This window comes from Actinomyces sp. HMT897 (assembly GCF_016626125.1).
Lineage (GTDB): Bacteria > Actinomycetota > Actinomycetes > Actinomycetales > Actinomycetaceae > Actinomyces.
This window is the reverse complement of sequence record NZ_CP067336.1, coordinates 2,285,528-2,301,985: the sequence shown is the minus strand read 5'-3', so window position 1 is coordinate 2,301,985 and position 16,458 is coordinate 2,285,528. Positions and strand designations below refer to the sequence as shown.

Annotated in this window: 15 protein-coding genes; 4 read left to right on the top strand and 11 right to left on the bottom strand. The window is 72.2% G+C overall.

Annotated features, from left to right (window positions below; genetic code table 11):
• Window positions 1-114 precede the first annotated feature (114 nt).
• From JJJ15_RS13200 to purD, 6 genes are all read right to left on the bottom strand, one after another.
• Window positions 115-936: a PsbA protein gene (locus JJJ15_RS13200; RefSeq protein ID WP_246741993.1), complete on the bottom strand. Its 822-nt coding sequence runs from the start codon at window positions 934-936 to the stop codon at window positions 115-117.
• On the bottom strand, window positions 933-1,697 hold the full coding sequence (locus JJJ15_RS08980) for a hypothetical protein (protein ID WP_246741992.1): 765 nt from the start codon (window positions 1,695-1,697) through the stop codon (window positions 933-935). The genes JJJ15_RS13200 and JJJ15_RS08980 overlap by 4 nt, the downstream gene beginning before the upstream one ends.
• Entirely contained in the window at window positions 1,694-2,602 is a 909-nt protein-coding gene (locus tag JJJ15_RS08975) for a phosphoribosylaminoimidazolesuccinocarboxamide synthase (protein ID WP_200510515.1), read from the bottom strand. The genes JJJ15_RS08980 and JJJ15_RS08975 overlap by 4 nt, the downstream gene beginning before the upstream one ends.
• Window positions 2,603-2,830: 228 nt before the next feature.
• The gene (locus tag JJJ15_RS08970; protein ID WP_200510514.1) at window positions 2,831-3,496 is read right to left on the bottom strand and encodes a hypothetical protein; all 666 of its coding nucleotides are present in this window, start codon (window positions 3,494-3,496) and stop codon (window positions 2,831-2,833) included.
• Window positions 3,497-3,674: 178 nt separating this feature from the next.
• A complete protein-coding gene (locus tag JJJ15_RS08965; protein WP_200510513.1) occupies window positions 3,675-4,262 on the bottom strand; it encodes a hypothetical protein in 588 nt (195 codons plus the stop codon).
• Between the two features lie 3 nt (window positions 4,263-4,265).
• Window positions 4,266-5,519, bottom strand: coding sequence for a phosphoribosylamine--glycine ligase (purD, locus tag JJJ15_RS08960; protein WP_200510512.1), 1,254 nt, complete (start codon window positions 5,517-5,519; stop codon window positions 4,266-4,268).
• A gap of 346 nt (window positions 5,520-5,865) precedes the next feature.
• On the opposite strand from purD, the gene JJJ15_RS08955 reads away from it, so the two are divergent.
• The gene (locus JJJ15_RS08955; protein ID WP_200510511.1) at window positions 5,866-7,179 is read left to right on the top strand and encodes a hypothetical protein; all 1,314 of its coding nucleotides are present in this window, start codon (window positions 5,866-5,868) and stop codon (window positions 7,177-7,179) included.
• A 288-nt stretch (window positions 7,180-7,467) separates the two neighbouring features.
• On the opposite strand, the gene JJJ15_RS08950 is transcribed toward JJJ15_RS08955, so the two are convergent.
• Window positions 7,468-9,312 carry a phosphoenolpyruvate carboxykinase (GTP) gene (locus JJJ15_RS08950; protein ID WP_200510510.1) on the bottom strand — a complete coding sequence of 615 codons (1,845 nt, stop codon included), beginning with the start codon at window positions 9,310-9,312 and terminating at the stop codon, window positions 7,468-7,470.
• A 320-nt stretch (window positions 9,313-9,632) separates the two neighbouring features.
• Here JJJ15_RS08950 and JJJ15_RS08945 point away from each other — a divergent pair, with 320 nt between their 5' ends.
• The 3 genes from JJJ15_RS08945 to JJJ15_RS08935 all read left to right on the top strand — a co-directional run bounded on the left by JJJ15_RS08945 (window position 9,633) and on the right by JJJ15_RS08935 (window position 12,438).
• Window positions 9,633-10,463, top strand: a complete 831-nt coding sequence (locus JJJ15_RS08945) for a GGIII-like transmembrane region-containing protein (RefSeq protein ID WP_200510509.1) — start codon at window positions 9,633-9,635, stop codon at window positions 10,461-10,463.
• 120 nt (window positions 10,464-10,583) lie between these two features.
• Window positions 10,584-11,435: a hypothetical protein gene (locus tag JJJ15_RS08940; protein ID WP_200510508.1), complete on the top strand. Its 852-nt coding sequence runs from the start codon at window positions 10,584-10,586 to the stop codon at window positions 11,433-11,435.
• A gap of 211 nt (window positions 11,436-11,646) precedes the next feature.
• Window positions 11,647-12,438, top strand: a complete 792-nt coding sequence (locus JJJ15_RS08935; RefSeq protein ID WP_200510507.1) for a hypothetical protein — start codon at window positions 11,647-11,649, stop codon at window positions 12,436-12,438.
• 152 nt (window positions 12,439-12,590) lie between these two features.
• Here JJJ15_RS08935 and JJJ15_RS08930 read toward each other — a convergent pair whose 3' ends face one another.
• The 4 genes from JJJ15_RS08930 to JJJ15_RS08915 form a co-directional block, all read right to left on the bottom strand.
• The gene (locus JJJ15_RS08930) at window positions 12,591-13,877 is read right to left on the bottom strand and encodes an adenylosuccinate synthase (RefSeq protein ID WP_200510506.1); all 1,287 of its coding nucleotides are present in this window, start codon (window positions 13,875-13,877) and stop codon (window positions 12,591-12,593) included.
• 91 nt (window positions 13,878-13,968) lie between these two features.
• Complete coding sequence (locus JJJ15_RS08925; RefSeq protein ID WP_200510505.1) at window positions 13,969-14,598, bottom strand: DUF624 domain-containing protein; 630 nt, start codon at window positions 14,596-14,598, stop codon at window positions 13,969-13,971.
• Window positions 14,599-14,649: 51 nt separating this feature from the next.
• Window positions 14,650-15,540, bottom strand: a complete 891-nt coding sequence (locus JJJ15_RS08920) for a carbohydrate ABC transporter permease (RefSeq protein ID WP_200510504.1) — start codon at window positions 15,538-15,540, stop codon at window positions 14,650-14,652.
• Window positions 15,540-16,385, bottom strand: a complete 846-nt coding sequence (locus JJJ15_RS08915; protein WP_200510503.1) for a sugar ABC transporter permease — start codon at window positions 16,383-16,385, stop codon at window positions 15,540-15,542. The genes JJJ15_RS08920 and JJJ15_RS08915 overlap by 1 nt, the downstream gene beginning before the upstream one ends.
• Window positions 16,386-16,458: the final 73 nt, after the last annotated feature.

Genomic DNA, 16,458 nt, shown 5'->3' with positions numbered 1-16,458 from the left:
CAGGGACGTGGCGTGGGACAGGCCACGACGCAGCATGATTCTATCGTCCCCGAAGGCAGGGACAGGCCCGCTGACCGCCAGAGGTGACGTGACTCTCACAACGAACCGCGTGAGTCAGTACACCCCCAGCCAGTCAGCGGCCAGGCGTGTGGCGGTGATCCCCCCGACGGCCAGGGCCGCCGTCGCCAGGAGCCAGGCGGGCCCCAGGACCAGGGCGACCACCGCGCACACCAGGGCGGCGGCGAGCATGAACCCGCCCACGGCCCCGGCCACGCCCGCGGGGGCGTGCCTGGAGGGGTCCACCGTCGAGGTCCCCATGATGGGCGTGGGCCCGGAGGCGACACGTACCCGCGGCGGCCCCCCGTCCTGCCGGCCCGCGTCCTGCCGGCCCGCACCGGCGGGGCCCGCCCCCAGGAGCCGACGAGGGTCGGCGACCTCCACCGATCCGCTGGTCAGGCCCGCGGCGGCGTCTACGAGGGTCGGCGTCCAGCGGTCCGCCTCCCTGCGCACCGGGGTGCCTCCCGCCCAGGCGAGGTAGCCGGCGGCAGCGACCAGGCCCGCCCCTCCCAGGGCGGCCACCAGCCACGGCGGGATCCAGGGGTGCCCGGCCTGGGCGCTGCGGGCCAGGTTCATGGCGGCGCTGGTGGCCAGGACCAGTCCCAGGAGGGCGAAGACGACCCCCATGAGACGCTGGCGGCGGGCCGTGGCGCCCCAGGGCGAGCCCCGGCGCGGGGCAGCGGCGTCGGCGGGCCCGCCCCAGTCGGTGGCGTCCTGCGGGCCGCGAGCGCCGAGACCGGGACTCCCCCACCTCGTGGCGCCCTCCTGGTCGAGGTCGACGGCGTCCTGGTGGACCGGCTGGCGGGGGCCGCCCCAGTCCACGCCGGAGGCGGGCTCGCCCCGGGGGCGGCGGGCGGGCCGCTGCTGGCGGGCGGTCACGACAGCACCTGCCCCAGGACGGAGGCCAGTCCCAGGGCCAGCAGGACGAACCCCAGCGTGCCAGCCAGGAGCTGGACCAGCCGCGCCAGGCTCTCCCCGGTGGTGGTGCCAGCCAGGTGCTCGTCCGCCCACCGGCCCGGGGCGGAGGCGGCCACCAGGGTGGTCACGGGCCCGGAGACCACGTCCAGGGTGGTCAGCTCGCGGCGGTCAGGATCCGCCTCGGGCAGGGTGAGCTCACCGGCGACGGTGCGCAGGACCAGCTGGCCCGCGGTGTGCCCCGCGGCACGGCCCTCGTGATGCCCGCGGGCCCGGGACGCCCCCTGGGGCGACCCGTCCGCCTCCTGCCGGCCCCTGCGCCACCGGCGCCGGGTGCGTGCCGGGTCGTCCTGGCGGAGCCGGTCACGCCGGGCGGCCCGGGAACGGACCCGGGCCAGGCGCAGACGCGGCGCGTTGACCACCAGGGAACGGGCCGGGACCCGCAGGACGGCCAGGAGGGCCAGGCCCACCACGACCAGGGAGGCCCCGCCGAGCAGGGCGGCGACCCCGTGCGCGCCCAGGGCGTTGCTGACCGCCGCCCCCAGGGCGAGGACCACGACCATCCCGGTCCCGGCCAGGACGACGACCAGCCCGGGACCGGGGCGGAAGGTGCGTTGGCTGGCGGCCTCAGGGGGCCCTGCCGCGTCGGCACCCGGCCCGGGCGGGCTGGCGGGCCCGGGGGATCCCCGCCCCGAGGCCGTCGGCGGCACTGACCGCTTGGTCATGCCAGCGCCCTGCCGGTGAGCCGCTCGTAGGCCTCCAGGTAGCGCTCCCGGGTGCGCTCGACCACGTCGTCGGGCAGGGCGGGCGGCTCCTGCCCGCTGGCACGGTCCCAGCCCGAGGCCGGGGAGGTGAGCCAGTCACGCACGTACTGCTTGTCGAAGGAGGGCGTGGCCCGCCCCGGGACCCACGCCTCGGCGGGCCAGAAGCGGGAGGAGTCGGGGGTGAGGACCTCGTCGCCCAGGACCAGGGCCCCGGTGGCGTCCGTTCCGAGCTCGAACTTGGTGTCGGCCAGGATAATGCCCCGTTCCCGGGCGAGGAGCGCGGCCCGGGCGTACAGGGCCAGGGTGGTCTCGCGCAGGGCGCTGGCGGCGTGCGGGCCCACCATCTGGACCACGCGCTCAAAGGTGACGTTCTCGTCGTGCTCACCGAGCCCCGCCTTGGCGGCCGGGGTGAAGACCGGCTCGGGCAGGCGGGAGGCCTCGGTGAGCCCGTCGGGCAGGGCGACGCCGCAGACGGACCCGTGCTGCCGGTACTCCGCCAGGCCGGAGCCGGTGAGGTAGCCGCGGGCCACGCACTCCACGGGGTACATGTCCAGGCGGCGGCAGACCATGGCGCGTCCGGCGACCGGCCCGGGCACGTCCAGGCTGAGCAGGTGGCCCGGTACGACGTCGGCCAGGCGCTCGAACCACCACACGCTCAGGGCGGTCAGCACCCTGCCCTTGTCCGGCACGGGGGTGGACAGCACGTGGTCGTAGGCGCTAATGCGGTCGGAGGCCACGACCAGCAGGACGTCCTGGCCCACCCAGGGGCCGTCGTCGGCGGGGACGTAGACGTCACGGACCTTGCCGCTGGAGCGGTGCTCCCAGCCGGGCAGGGCGGGGGCCTCAGGCAGGCGGGTGTCACTCATGGCCCCATCCTGCCACCGGGAGCCGCAGGCGGGCGGCCCGGCTGCCTCCCCGGCACCGCATGGCCCCATCCTGCCACCAGGGCCGGCACGCCGGGCCCCGGCCCCGGGGCCTTCCCCCGGCTAGGCGACCGCCTCCGGGGACGCCGGGAGGTTCCGCCGAGCGGGGGCTGGGCCCCTGGAGCGGCTGTGGAAGGACTGCCCGGCCGGGCACGGGCGTAGCGGCGCGGCTCAGCCGGCCTCGACAGCGGCGACGACGCGGGTGCGCGCCCACATGCGGACCTGCGCGGGGGCGCCCCCGTAGCAGGCCCGCCGGACGCCCTCCCTCGCTGGTCCGTCCAGCTTCACGTACCTGGACCACCCGTCCGGGCCCACCAGGGTGAGGCCGTCGTCGTGGACCACCACCCCGTCAGGCGCCTGGCCCCTGTCCCAGGGCCCGTAGCAGTGTTCCACGTGAATCGTCTCAGGGCCCTCCAGCAGGTCGGCCCCGATCCTGCCGAGGGCCAGGAGAGTGGTCAGCACGCTCACCAGGAGGAGGACCGACCCCAGGCCGACGGCCAGCACCCTGACCATCTTTACCCTGAACATGTAGAGGAACCGCGCGTGCTCGCGGTCCCAGCCTCCCGTCCCGGCCGCCGCCGCGGCCCTCAGGGCGTCCGCCGCCTCCGACTCCGCCCGGGCGACGCGCCCCAGCAGGGGGGCGCTCAGGAGGACTGTCACCGAGACCAGGAGCATCCCCACGGGGTACAGGGCGAGCCGTACCAGGCCGAGGGGGCCCGTACCGGGGAGGACGCCGGGGGCGAGGAAGCAGAGGACCCCGCTAAGCAGCGTCGCACCTGCCACCCTCCACGGCGACACGCTCCAGGAGCTGACCCTGAGCAGACGGGTTAGACGCATGGCAGCATCATGTCACCCGTCCCACGGCACGGCCAAGAACACCTTCCGGGGCCGTAGGGGCGCCCCGCTGCTCCCGGCCCTTACCGTTCCTCCGAGGCCGCAGGGAGGCGCCACGAGGGGCGCGGCGGGGGCCGCAAGGGGCGCGACGTCGCGCCGGCCGGAGCGCGCCAGCAAAGAGCTAGCCCTCGCGCACCTCCAGGACGGGGCCTTTGGAGGGGTACCAGCGCATGGTGAAGGGGGCGTGCGAGGCACACAGGTACCGCAGCTGGCTATCCACGCCGCTGCGCACAGCCCCCGAGACGCTGACGTCCAGCTTCTCCCCCGCCTCGGTGAGCAGGTGCGCCGTGTACTCGCTGCGCGCCCCGGGGCGGCCCAGCGACAGGCACTGGGAGATCCTCAGCTCCTGCGGGCCGGCCACCAGCGACGACACGGTGGCGCCCAGGACGGCGAGGGCCCCGGTCCCGAACAGCACGGCCACGACCGCGATGAGGATCCTCGCCCAACGCGGACCGCGCCGGGACCCGGCGGGGCCGGCCGCCCGCCGTCCGACCCAGAGCACGGCGCCAAACAGGACGCACCACAGCGTGGCAGTCAGGATGAAGGCGGCCCGCTGCACCCACCACCAGCCCCCGTTGACCGGGGCCACGAGGGCGGTGAGAAGGACCGCCAGGACGGCGACCACGGCACCGGCGACCCGGCCCCACGGCGGCCTCGGGCGGGTCGCCCCGGGAGCCTCCGACAGCTCCCGGGGCGCTGACCGGCCCACGGGTCAGCGCCCTGCGGCAATGTCGGTGCGGTAGTGGGAGCCGGGCAGGCCCAGGCGCCCCACGGCCTGGTAGGCGCGCTCCCGGGCGGCCTGGACGTCGTCACCCAGGGCCACGACGGACAGGACCCGTCCGCCGGTGGCCACGAGCTCGCCGTCGTCACTGAAACCGGTGCCAGCGTGCAGGACGTGGACGCCCTCCACCTCCTCGGCGGCGTCCAGGCCGGTCAGGAGCCCACCGGTGGTGACGGCGCCGGGGTAGCCGGGGGCGGCCAGGACGACGTCGACGGCGGCCTCGGGCCTCCAGGTGGGGGCGGGGACCTCGGCCAGGCGCCCAGTGGCGGCGGCGTGGAGGAGCTGGGCCAGGGAGGAGGTCAGGCGGGCCAGGACCACCTGGGTCTCGGGGTCGCCGAAGCGGACGTTGAACTCCACCACCCGCAGCCCCTTGCCGGTCAGGGCCAGCCCGCAGTAGAGCAGGCCGGTGAAGGAGGTGCCGCGGCGGGCCATCTCGTCCACGACCGGCTGGGCGACCTCACGCACCACCTGCTCGGTCAGGTCGGCCGGGGCCCAGGTCAGCGGCGAGTAGGAGCCCATGCCGCCGGTGTTGGGGCCGACGTCGCCGTCCCCGACACGCTTGTAGTCCTGGGCGGGGGCCAGCGGGCGGACGGTGGCGCTGTCGCACACGCAGAACAGGGAGACCTCGGGGCCGTCCAGGTACTCCTCGACGAGGACGCGCCCGCCCTGCCTGGCCAGGCAGGAGCGGCCGTGGGCCAGGGCGGCGTCGCGCTCGGAGGTGACGACCACCCCCTTTCCCGCGGCCAGGCCGTCGTCCTTGACCACGTAGGGGGCGCCGAACCGGTCCAGGGCGGCGGAGAGCTCCTCCGGGGTGGCGCACACGACGGCGGTGGCGGTGGGCACGCCCGCGGCGGCCATAACCTCCTTGGCGAACGCCTTGGAGCCCTCCAGGCGGGCGGCCGCGGCGCCGGGGCCGAACACGGGGACACCGGCCTGGCGGACGGCGTCGGCCACACCGGCCACCAGGGGCGCCTCGGGGCCGACGACGACGAGGTCGGCCCCCATCTGGGTGGCCAGCTCGACGGCCTCGACGGGGCTGGTGGGGTCAATGGCGAAGTTGGTGGCGATCATGGCGGTCCCGGGGTTGCCGGGGGCGACGACCAGCTCGGTGGTCTCGGGGGCGTTGACGAGGGCACGGGCCAGGGCGTGCTCTCGCGCGCCGGACCCCAGCAGCAGGATCTTCACTCCTCCACCCTACCGGGGCCCTGCGCTCCCGGCAGGCGCACAGCCACCCACCGCCCCTCACCGCCCCGGCGGGCGCCCACCGCAGCCGCTGGCCCCCGCCGCGGCAACCGGTTACTCACCGCGGCCGCCGGCCCCCCACACGCCGCCGGGTCGAGCCTGGGACGCCTGGTCGGGGCCAGCGTACCGGCACGGCCGCCCACACGCCGCCGCCGGGTCGGGCACCGGCAGCGCGAGCGGATACCATCTACCCCTGTCACCTCCCTCCTACCCTCACAGCCGGAGGGCGCGCCGCCAGGAGGCGTGTCCCTGCCCGGCACCTACCCACCCCGCAAGGACACTCACGAGCATGGACCCCGAGCTGGAGCTAGCCAACCGTGTCGCGGCCCTGCTGGACCAGTCCCTGACCGAGGCCGGCGTGCACCACTTCCTCCTGGGGGCGGCCGCCCTGCTGGACTCCCCTCCCCACGAGATGCTGGGGCCGGGTATCCGCTTCCGCTGGTACGTGGACGAGCGCGTCATCGAGGTCGGGGCCGCCGCGAACCCGTCCACCGGCGGCTGCTCGGTGACCGTCTCCTCCTTCGACCGCGCCCCGGTCATCGACAGCCGCGAGCACGGCGCCTTCAAGCTGTGGACCCCCGGCAGCGGGCTTCCCTACCAGTGGCTGCTGGTGCTCGACGGCAGGGCCAGGGACTGGCTGCCCTACACCCCGGTCATCACCACCTGGAACGACCTGGACGACACCGTCGGCGACCTGCTCAACACGCTGCCCACCGACATCGCCCTGACCCCGCCGACCTGGCGCCGGCCGCTGGCCTACCGCTGGACCATGGGACCCCAGGCCCCCTGGGCGCAGGTCGCCTTCACCGGCGAGCCTGAGGGGGTCCGGGTCACCACCACCTCCCACGCCGGCGGCAAGAGCGACCTCCTGGTCCCCCGCGCCCTCCTGGAGAGGGGTGAGGTCTCCATGACGGACGTCATTGCAGGCATGGCCGGAGGCACCGCCGTCAGTGAGATGGATCTCATTGGGACCGAGGGGATCCTCACCCAGCCGTCCCGGAGCGACGGCGCCCCAGGCGGCCCGCCCGCCGGGTCCCCGGTCAGCACCCCTCGGACGGGCATGAGCCTGGAGGAGCTGCGGCAGCGCATCGCCACGGGCAGCTCCTCAGACGGGACTGACGACGGAGCCGTCGACGAGCCTGTCGGCGGACCTGCCCGGCTCGGCCCGGTCGTCCCCTTCCAGCCCGGGATGACGATCCTCGAGGTCCTGGACATGGTCGAGCAGATTCTGGCCGGCTCCCCCGCCGACGAGGTCCTCACCGCGGCGGGCGCCCGCCCCGCCCCGGTCCTCGACGGGCCCGGGTACCGGGCGCAGGGGTGGTACGCCCGACCCCACTCCGACGGCCTGGAGGTCGCCGTCTCCCCGGAGCCCGCCGCAGGCACCTGCATATCGGTGCGGGACCGGGCGAACTACGCCTGGTACCTGGCCAAGACGATCGAGCACCGCTACGGCGCCCCCTTCGGGCTGCGGGCCAGCAGCACCGGGGCGTTCTGGCGCCTGTTCCAGGTGGGTGGGCAGGGTATCGAGGTGAGCTCCGGGACCGGTACGGTCACCGTGGGGGTCAGCTCCTTCGAGCACTTCCTGGCCCGGAACTACGCCTGAGCCGGCGTCCACGCGCGCCAGCCCCCGCGGGAGCGCGGGCCGCCACGGGAGCGCGGGCCGCCACGGGAGCGCGGGCCGCCGCGGCACGACGGCGCCCGGCCACCCTCTCGGGGTGGCCGGGCGCCGTCAACAGGGCGGTCCAGGCAGGGGCCTACCGGCCCGCCTCCGGGCTTCCGGGCTACGAGCCCTGCCGGGATCCGGGCCCGCCCAGGGCGTCCTGGTCCAGGGCGGCCCGGCCCAGCCAGACCGGCCTGCTCCGGGCCAGCGCCAGGGCGGGCCGGCGTCGGCTCAGGCCCTGGCGGCCGCGATGCGCTCGCGGAAGGCGGCGAGCTGGTCCTTGACGGCCTGGGGGAGCTTGTCACCGAACTGGGCGAAGTACTCCTCGGTCCCGTCCATCTCGGCGGCCCAGGCGTCGGGGTCGATGTCGTACATCTTGGCCCACTCCTCGGCACCCAGGTCCAGGCCCTCGAGGTTGAACTCCTCGAGCTTGGGGTAGCGGCCGGTCACGCCGTCGACGGCGCCCGCCTCGCCGGCGGCACGACGCACGATCCAGTCCAGCACGCGGGAGTTCTCCCCGTAGCCGGGCCAGATGAACTTGCCGTCCTCGTCCTTGCGGAACCAGTTGACCTGGTAGACCTTGGGGAACTTGTCGCCGAGCTTGTCCTGCATCGTCAGCCAGTGGGCCCAGTAGTCGGCCATGTGGTAGCCGCAGAAGGGCAGCATGGCCATGGGGTCGTGGCGCAGCGAGCCGACCTTGGCGTCCAGGGCGGCGGCGGTGACCTCACTGGCCACGGAGGCGCCGATGAACACGCCGTGGGCGTTCTCGTACTGCTCGGCCACCAGCGGCACGTTGGTGGCGCGGCGGCCGCCGAAGAGGATGGCGTCCACGGCCACGCCCTCGGGGGCCTCCCAGTCGGGGCAGATGATCGGGCACTGCGAGGCCGGGGTGGTGAAGCGGCTGTTGGGGTGGGCGGCCTTCTTGCCGGCCGCGGCGTCGGCCGGGGTGTAGTCGTTGCCCTGCCAGTCAATGAGGTGCTCGGGCAGCGGGGCGTCAATGCCCTCCCACCACACGTCGCCGTCGTCGGTCAGGGCGACGTTGGTGAAGATGGAGTTGGCCCTCATGGTGTCCATGGCCATCGGGTTGGTCTTGTAGGACGTGCCCGGGGCGACGCCGAAGAACCCGGCCTCGGGGTTGATGGCGCGCAGGCGGCCGTCGGGGCCGGGGCGCATCCAGGCGATGTCGTCGCCGATGGTCTCCACCTTGTAGCCCGGGATGGTGGGCTGGAGCATGGCGAGGTTGGTCTTGCCGCAGGCCGAGGGGAAGGCGGCGGTGACGTGGTACTGCTTGCCGGTCTTCTCGTCGGTCAGGCGCAGGATGAGCATGTGCTCGGCCATCCAGCCGTCGCGGCGGGCCATGGTGGAGGCGATGCGCAGCGCGTAGCACTTCTTGCCCAGCAGCGCGTTGCCGCCGTAGCCCGAGCCGTAGGACCAGATCTCGTTGGTCTCCGGGAAGTGGGTGATGTACTTCTCGTCGTTACAGGGCCAGGCCGTGTCCTTCTCGTGCTCGGCCAGGGGCGCGCCCACGGAGTGGGCGCAGGGGACCCAGGTGCGGCCCTCGTTGATGAGGTCCATGGCGGCGGCGCCCATGCGAGTCATAATGCGCATGTTGACCACCACGTAGGGCGAGTCGGTGATCTCAATGCCCAGCTGGGAGATAGGGCCGCCCAGGGGGCCCATGGAGAAGGGGATCACGTACATCGTGCGGCCCTTGTAGGTGCCGTCGAACTTCTCGTGGAGGATCTTCTTCATCTCGGCCGGGTCGTACCAGTTGTTGGTGGGACCGGCGTCCTCCTCCTTCTGCGAGCAGATGAAGGTGCGGGACTCCACGCGGGCGACGTCGCTGGGTAGCGAGCGTGCGAGGAAGGAGTTGGGGCGCTTGTCCGGGTTGAGGCGGGTGAACATGCCCGACTCGACCATCTCGCTGGTCAGCCGGTCCCACTCGGCGTCGGAGCCGTCGCAGAAGTAGACGTTCTCGGGCTTGCCGAGCTCGGCGAGGCGGACGGCGAAGGCGACGACGTCCTCTGGGGCGTTGGCCGGTGCGGCAGCGCGGACGTCCTGCTCAGACACAGTCATGTGTGGTCCCTTCCTGGGGGTGCTTGACTCTCGTACGGTCGGGTCAATCCTCTCCCATCTGCCAGGTCGGCGCAGGTTCTTAGGTCCTAAGGACCGGTCTTCGGCTCCCCGAAGCCCGGTGTTCTCCCCCACACACCCGCCCGGGCAGGCGCCCGGGAGCGTCCAGCAGTGCTGCGGCACCGGGGCGCAGGCGCGAGGGCAGACGGGTACGGCGGGCGCCCGGGAGTGCCCTTCAAGGATCCGCCATGAGAGAAGGCCGGGGCGCGAGTCGGCGGGAACGACTTGCCAGGCTCGTGGCCCGTCTCCGTAGACTCGTGCCCATGAGCACCCCCTCACACGCACGCCGCCTCGGCGCCGCCCTGCTTGTCCCCCTGACCCTGCTGCTGTCCGCCTGCGGAGCGCAGATCAGCTTCACCATCCACGACGACGACACCGTCGACTCCACCATACTGGTGTGGGACGAGACGGGCGCGGCCCAGATCAAGGAGAACTGCAACGAGAAGTCCATGACGAAGACGTTCGGCAAGCCCTCAGGGGTCACCCCCACCTACACGGTGACCGACCACAACGGCTCCCCGGCCTGCGAGATAAAGGCCCTCAACGCGCCCATCAGCGACAAGAGCGGGGGCAAGAGCGCCATTACCCACGCGGACGGTAAGTACACCTTCGTCATGGATATGAGCGACAATAAGAACTCCAGCGCGAGCACGTTCGACGTGGAGGTGAGGGTCACCTTCCCCGGTGAGGTCACCGAGGTCTCCGGCAACGGGACCAAGGAGGGCAACACCGCCGTGTGGAAGGCCGCGAACAAGGAGACCAGTGAGCTCAGGGCCGTGGGCGCGGACAAGGGCGGCTCGGCCGTGCTGTGGATCGTCCTGGGCGTCGTCGGCGCCCTGGTCGTCGTCGGCGTCATCGTGACCGTCGTCGTGGTCTCCCGCAAGAAGAAGCAGCAGCCCGGGGCACCTGTCTACGCCCAGCCCGGCCAGGGTGGCTACCCCCAGCCAGGTCAGCCCGGCGGCTACCCCCAGCCCGGCCAGGGTGGCTATGCCCAGCCAGGTCAGCCCGGATACCCCCAGCCAGGTCAGCCCCAGCCAGGTCAGGGTGGCTACCCCCAGAGCGGTGGCTACCCCCAGCCCCCGGCCCAGTACTGACCGGCACCCGATCAGCTGCGTACCTGAGGGAGCCCCGGGAAGCACGTCCCGGGGCTCCCCCTTATTTTTGCCGCTCCCGGGGCTCCCCCTTTTGCCGCGCTCTTCCGTAGACTCCCGTCTATGAGTACCCCCTCACGGTCGCGGCGCCTGGGCGTCGCCCTGCTTACCCCCCTGGTCCTGCTGCTGTCCGCCTGCGGGGCGCAGATCGGCTTCACCATCCACGACGACGACACCTTCGAGCTCACCATGCTGGTGTGGGACGACACGGGATCGGGCACCCTGACCAAGGACACGTGCACCGAGTCGGCAATGGGCGGTTCGTCCGGCCTCCCCTCGGGGACCAAGCCCACCTACACCTTCACCGACCACAACGGCGCCCCGGCCTGCGAGATAAAGACGACCAGGGCGCCTATCAGCTCGGGCAACAAGGACCTCACCATTACCCACGCGGACGGCAGGTACACGTTCCTCATGTCCCACAGCGCCATCGAGAACATGAAGAAGGACCCGCAGACCGCCGCCGCCCTGAACCTGTTCCCCGTGGAGCTGAGGGTCACCTTCCCCGGTGAGGTCACCGAGGTCTCCGGCAACGGGACCAAGGAGGGCAATACCGCCGTGTGGAGCAAGATGGCTGAGGAGACCGGCGACCTCAAGGCCGTGGGCCTGGACGGCAAGCCCACGGCCCCGGCCGACAAGGACGGCTCCTCCGCGGCCGGGAGCTCCTCGACCAGCTCCACCAGCTCCGGGAGCTCCTCCACGCTGTGGATCGTCCTGGGCGTCGTCGGCGCCCTGGTGGCGGTCGGCGTGATCGTGGCCGTCGTCGTGGCCTCCCGCAGGAGGAGCAAGAGGCAGGCGGCGGCCCAGGCGGCCTACCCCTCGAGCTACGCCCCCCAGCAGGGCTACCCCCAGCCTGCGTCCCAGGGCGACTACCAGCAGCCCGACCAGTCCGCCTACCAGCCTCCGCAGTACTAAAGCCCGGCACTGAAGCCCGGCGCGCGAGCCGCTGCCAGCGCACGGGCGGGCCCGCACCTGCTGGTCACCTACCCCCCACGTGCAGCGAGCCGCTGCCGACGCACGGGGCGGGCGCTGGCGCAGGAGGCGTGGTGGCGCGCGAGCCGCTGCCGGTGATAGGGGCGGGACCCGGGTGTCCTGGGCCCCGCCCCCGTCTTCGTAGACTTCTGCCATGACTACCCCCCACCTGCGCCGCCTCGGCCTCGCCCTGGCCCTGCCCGGCGTCCTCCTGCTGTCTGCCTGCGGCGTGCGCGCGGACTTCACGATCCACGACAACGACACCGTTGACTACGGCATGACGCTCTGGGACGACACGGGCTCGGGCGCCCTGACCAAGGACGAGTGCACCAAGAAGCTTGCGGGCACGGGCACCGTGCCCGAGGGGACCAAGGCGACCTACACCTTCACCGAGTACGAGGGCTTCCCCGCCTGCGAGATCAAGGTGTCCGGCGACTCACTGGCCAACTTCGCCTCCACCGGCAAGTCCGGCTCCATCACCCACGCGGACGGCAGCTACACCCTGACCATCCCCAAGGACGTCCTGAGCAGGGAGGCGGACATCGCCCCGGAGGCAGGGATCGAGGGCCTGGAGATGACCATCTCCGCCACCTTCCCGGGCAAGGTCACCGAGGTCTCCGGCAACGGCACCAAGGACGGCAACACGGCCACGTGGAAGAACGTCCTGGACGAGCCCGAGGACCTGCGGGCGGTCGCCGTGGAGGCCTCCGACACCACCATCCTGTCGGGCGCCTCCGGGCGTCTGCTCGTGGGCGGCCTCCTGGTACTGGTCGTGGCTGCGGTCGGGTTCGTGGTTATCCGCAGGAGGAAGGTGCTGGCCGCCCAGGCGGCCGCAGCCAGGACCGGCACCGTCCAGGGGGGCGACGACGCCCCGGGCACGTCCTCCCCCGCCCAGGACGACGCCCCCCAGGACCAGGACGGGTCCCGGCACGGGTCCCCGGCGTAGCCCCGACCGGGCAGGCGGCCTCCCGCACGCGCCCAGGAGACCGCCGGACACCGGATCCGGCGAGGCTGCCGGGTCCCAGCTCCGGCCGGGCGCCGGCACCGGGCCCGGCTGGGCCGCGCCCCACCGTCTGCGTCCTGCCGCGCCAGCAGGGCTCAGCCCATGAGGCTGCGCCGCACAATGGTGGCCTCCCGCCCGGGGCCCACGCCGATGGCCGAGACGTGGCAGCAGGCCAGCTCCTCGATACGCAGGACGTAGGCCCGGGCCGCCGGGGGCAGGTCCTCGAAGCGGCGCACCCCGGTAATGTCCTCGTCCCAGCCCTCCAGCTCCTCGTAGACGGGCACCGCGTGGTGGAGGTCGCTCTGGGTCAGGGGCATCTCGGTGGTGCGTGTGCCGTCGACGTCGTAGGCCACGCACACGGGCACGGTCCTGTGGCCGGTCAGGACGTCGAGCTTGGTCATGACCAGGTCGGTGAGCCCGTTGACGCGGGCGGCGTAGCGGGTCACCACGGCGTCGTGCCAGCCGCAGCGGCGCGGGCGGCCGGTGGTCACCCCGTACTCGCCGCCCTCGGCGCGCAGGCGCTCGCCCTCGGCCCCGGTCAGCTCGGTGGGGAAGGGCCCCTCCCCCACCCGCGTGGTGTAGGCCTTGACCACGCCCACCACGCGGTCAATGCGGGTGGGCCCTACGCCGGTGCCGGTGCAGGCCCCGCCCGCGGTGGGGTTGGAGGAGGTCACAAAGGGGTAGGTGCCGTGGTCGATGTCGAGCATGGTGGCCTGGCCGGCCTCGAACAGGACGGTCTGACCGGCGTCCAGGGCCCGGTTGAGCACGAGGCTGCAGTCCACGACCATGGGGCGCACCCGCTCGGCGTAGGCCAGGAGCTCGTCGGCCACGGCCTGGGGGTCAATGGGACGGCGGTCGAAGACCTTCTCCAGCAGGCCGTTCTTCTGCTCCAGGGCGCTGCGGACCTTCTGGCGCAGGATAGAGGGGTCGAAGAGGTCCTGGATGCGGATGCCCACGCGGTTCATCTTGTCCGCGTAGGTGGGGCCGATCCCCCGGCCGGTGGTGCCCAGCTGGCGCTCGCCGAGGTAACGCTCGGTGGCGCGGTCCAGGACGCGGTTGTAGGAGGGGATAATGTGGGCGTCGGCGCTGACGCGCAGACCCGAGACGTCCTTGCCGCGGCTCTCGATCTCGGCGATCTCGGCGAAGAGGACCTCCAGGTCCACCACGACGCCGTTGCCGATAATCGAGGTGACCCCGGGGGTGAGCACGCCCGCGGGAAGCAGGTGGAAGGCGAACTTCTCCCCGTCGATGACCACGGTGTGGCCGGCGTTGTTGCCGCCGTTGAACTTGACGACGTAGTCGACGTCCTGACCGAGCTGGTCAGTCGCCTTGCCCTTTCCCTCGTCCCCCCACTGGGTCCCAACGACGACAACGGCTGGCATGGATGCTCCCTGGTCTCATGTGCGGCGTGCCGGTGGGCAGGCCGTCCTCGAGCCTACCGGAGAGCGGGGCGGGAGGGGCGGCGCGCAGGCCCTAGGCCCGGGCGGCGCGCTGCCGGAGGCGGCTCATGGTCCTGCGTTGGAGGAGGGCGATGAGGTAGGCCTGGAAGGCCACCCCCAGCAGCACCGTGAACCAGGCCAGCGCCGCCCAGGAGCCGGGCACGAGCCAGGCCAGCAGGAGGGGCGCGGCCAGGACGCCCAGGCTCGCCGCCGTCAGGCCCAGGGCGCCCACCGCCAGGCGGGCGGCGTTGGCCAGGTGGCGGCCCAGGGGCGCGTCGAAGAAGGCCGTGAGGGGCACCAGCCACACGAGCACGGCCACCAGGAGGAGCACGCCGACCAGGACCAGCCCGGACAGCGCCCCCTGCCCGGCCCGCCCCAGGACCAGGCGCTCCCACAGGGCCAGGGCGAGCAGGCCCGCCGTCGGCACCCACCATCCCAGGGAGCGTCCCAGCTCGGCACGGAAAGTGCGCCACCAGGAGGCTGCGACGCCGCCGTCCTGGCCGCGGGCCATGTCCCCGGTCACGCGGGCGCAGGCCGTCAGGGAGGCTCCGGCGGTCAGTACCGGCAGGCAGGCCGTGAGCGTCAGCAGGTTGACAACCACCAGGTCGGCGGCGGCGGACCAGGCCTGGTAGAAGGCCGAGTCGGGGCGGATGAAGGAGGCCACGGCGTTCCTTGTCGGTGGGGCGGGCAGGGGCAGGCAGTGGCACCGGGGCGCTCAGCCCTTGACGGCGCCGGCCGCCACCCCCTCGATAATGTACTTCTGGCACGCCAGGTAGAAGGCCACGATCGGGATGACCGCCAGCACCAGCATGGCCATCTGCGCGCCGGTGTCCTTGTCCCCGTTGGATCCGATGAGCATCTGGATGACAATGGGGATGGTCTTGTAGCGGTCGTCGCGGCCAATGACCAGGTTGGGCAGGAGGAAGTCGTTCCACACCCACATGGCGTTGAGGATGGCCACGGTCACGGCGGTGGGCTTGAGCAGGGGCATGACCACCCGGAAGTAGGTCTGGAGCGGGGAGCAGCCGTCAATGTAGGCGGCCTCCTCGATCTCCAGGGGGATGGACCTGATGAACCCTGCGAACAGGAAGACGCTCAGTCCCCCGCCAAAGCCCAGGTAGAGGATGATCATGCCCCAGGGCGTGGCCAGCCCGAGCATGTCGGCCACCTTGGAGGTGGGGAACATGACCATCTGGAAGGGGGCGATCATGGAGAAGGCGAAGGCGTAGTAGATCGCGGACGTCAACCAGTTCCTGATGCGCGTAATGTAGTAGGCGGTCATGGCGGTCAGCAGCACAATGACGGACACGGACCCCACCGTGATGAACACGGACCAGCCGATGGCGCGCAGGAACCCGGAGAGCCGCAGGCCGGTGGCATAGTTCTGCAGGCCCGCGAAGGTGTCCCCGAGGGGGATTCCAAAGGGGTCGTCGGAGATGTAGAAGCGACCCTTGAAGGAGTTAATGAGGATAAAGACCAGGGGGACGATCCAGACCAGTGTCAGCAGGGTCAGGACAATGACGGCGGCGTCTCGTCCGGGACTGTACCGGGGAGGACGGTCGTGGACGAGCGTGCTGGTAGAGACGGTCTGGGTGGGGGCGCTCATCAGGCGTCGACCTCCTTGGAACGAGTGGCGCGCAGCTGGACGAGCGCCATGACGGCCACAATGATGAAGAAGATGACCGCCTCCGCCTGGGCCACTCCGGCCTGGTTCCTCTTGACGTACATGGTGTCGACGATGTTGAGGGCAACCATACGGGTCCTCCCCAGCGGGTTCCCGTCGGTCAGGGCGAGGTTCTGGTCGTACATCTTGAAGGTGCTGGTCAGCGTGAGGAAGAGGCAGATGGTAATGGAGGGCATGATCATCGGCAGGGTGACATTGCGCAGGGTCTGCCAGGAGGAGGCGCCGTCGATCTGGGCGGCCTCTATGAGCTCGGGCGGCACGTTCTGGAGGCCCGCAATGTAGATGATCATCATGTAGCCCATGAGCTGCCAGTTCACCAGCATGACCAGGCCCGCCAGGCCCAGGCGCCAGTCGTTGGTGATGGTCTGTCCCCAGTACTTGAGGACGGCGTTGAGCATGGCCTGCCAGGTGTAGCCCAGGACCAGGCCGCCAATGAGGTTGGGCATGAAGAAGACGGCCCGGAAGAAGTTGGTGCCGCGCAGCCTGCGGGTGAGCATGTAGGCCAGGGCGAAGGCCCCCAGGTTCACCGTGATAATGGAGATCGCGGAGACCAGGGCGGTGAAGCCGAGCGCTGGGATGAAGCCCGAGCCCGGGTCCAGGGCCTTGAGGTAGTTGTCGCCGCCGACCCACTTCGCGTTCGTCAGCGCCTTGAACTTGGTGAACGACAGGTAGAGTCCCATAAAGAAGGGGACGACGAATGCGACGAGAAATGCCAGGAGAGTTGGTCCTGCGAATATCGGGAAGTAGTACTTCAGTGCCTTGGTCATGGGTGCCTCGTGGTGGGGCCGGCGCCTCGGTGCGCCAGCGGGTCGGAGCGGGGGGCGGAGGGGTGGTGGCGGG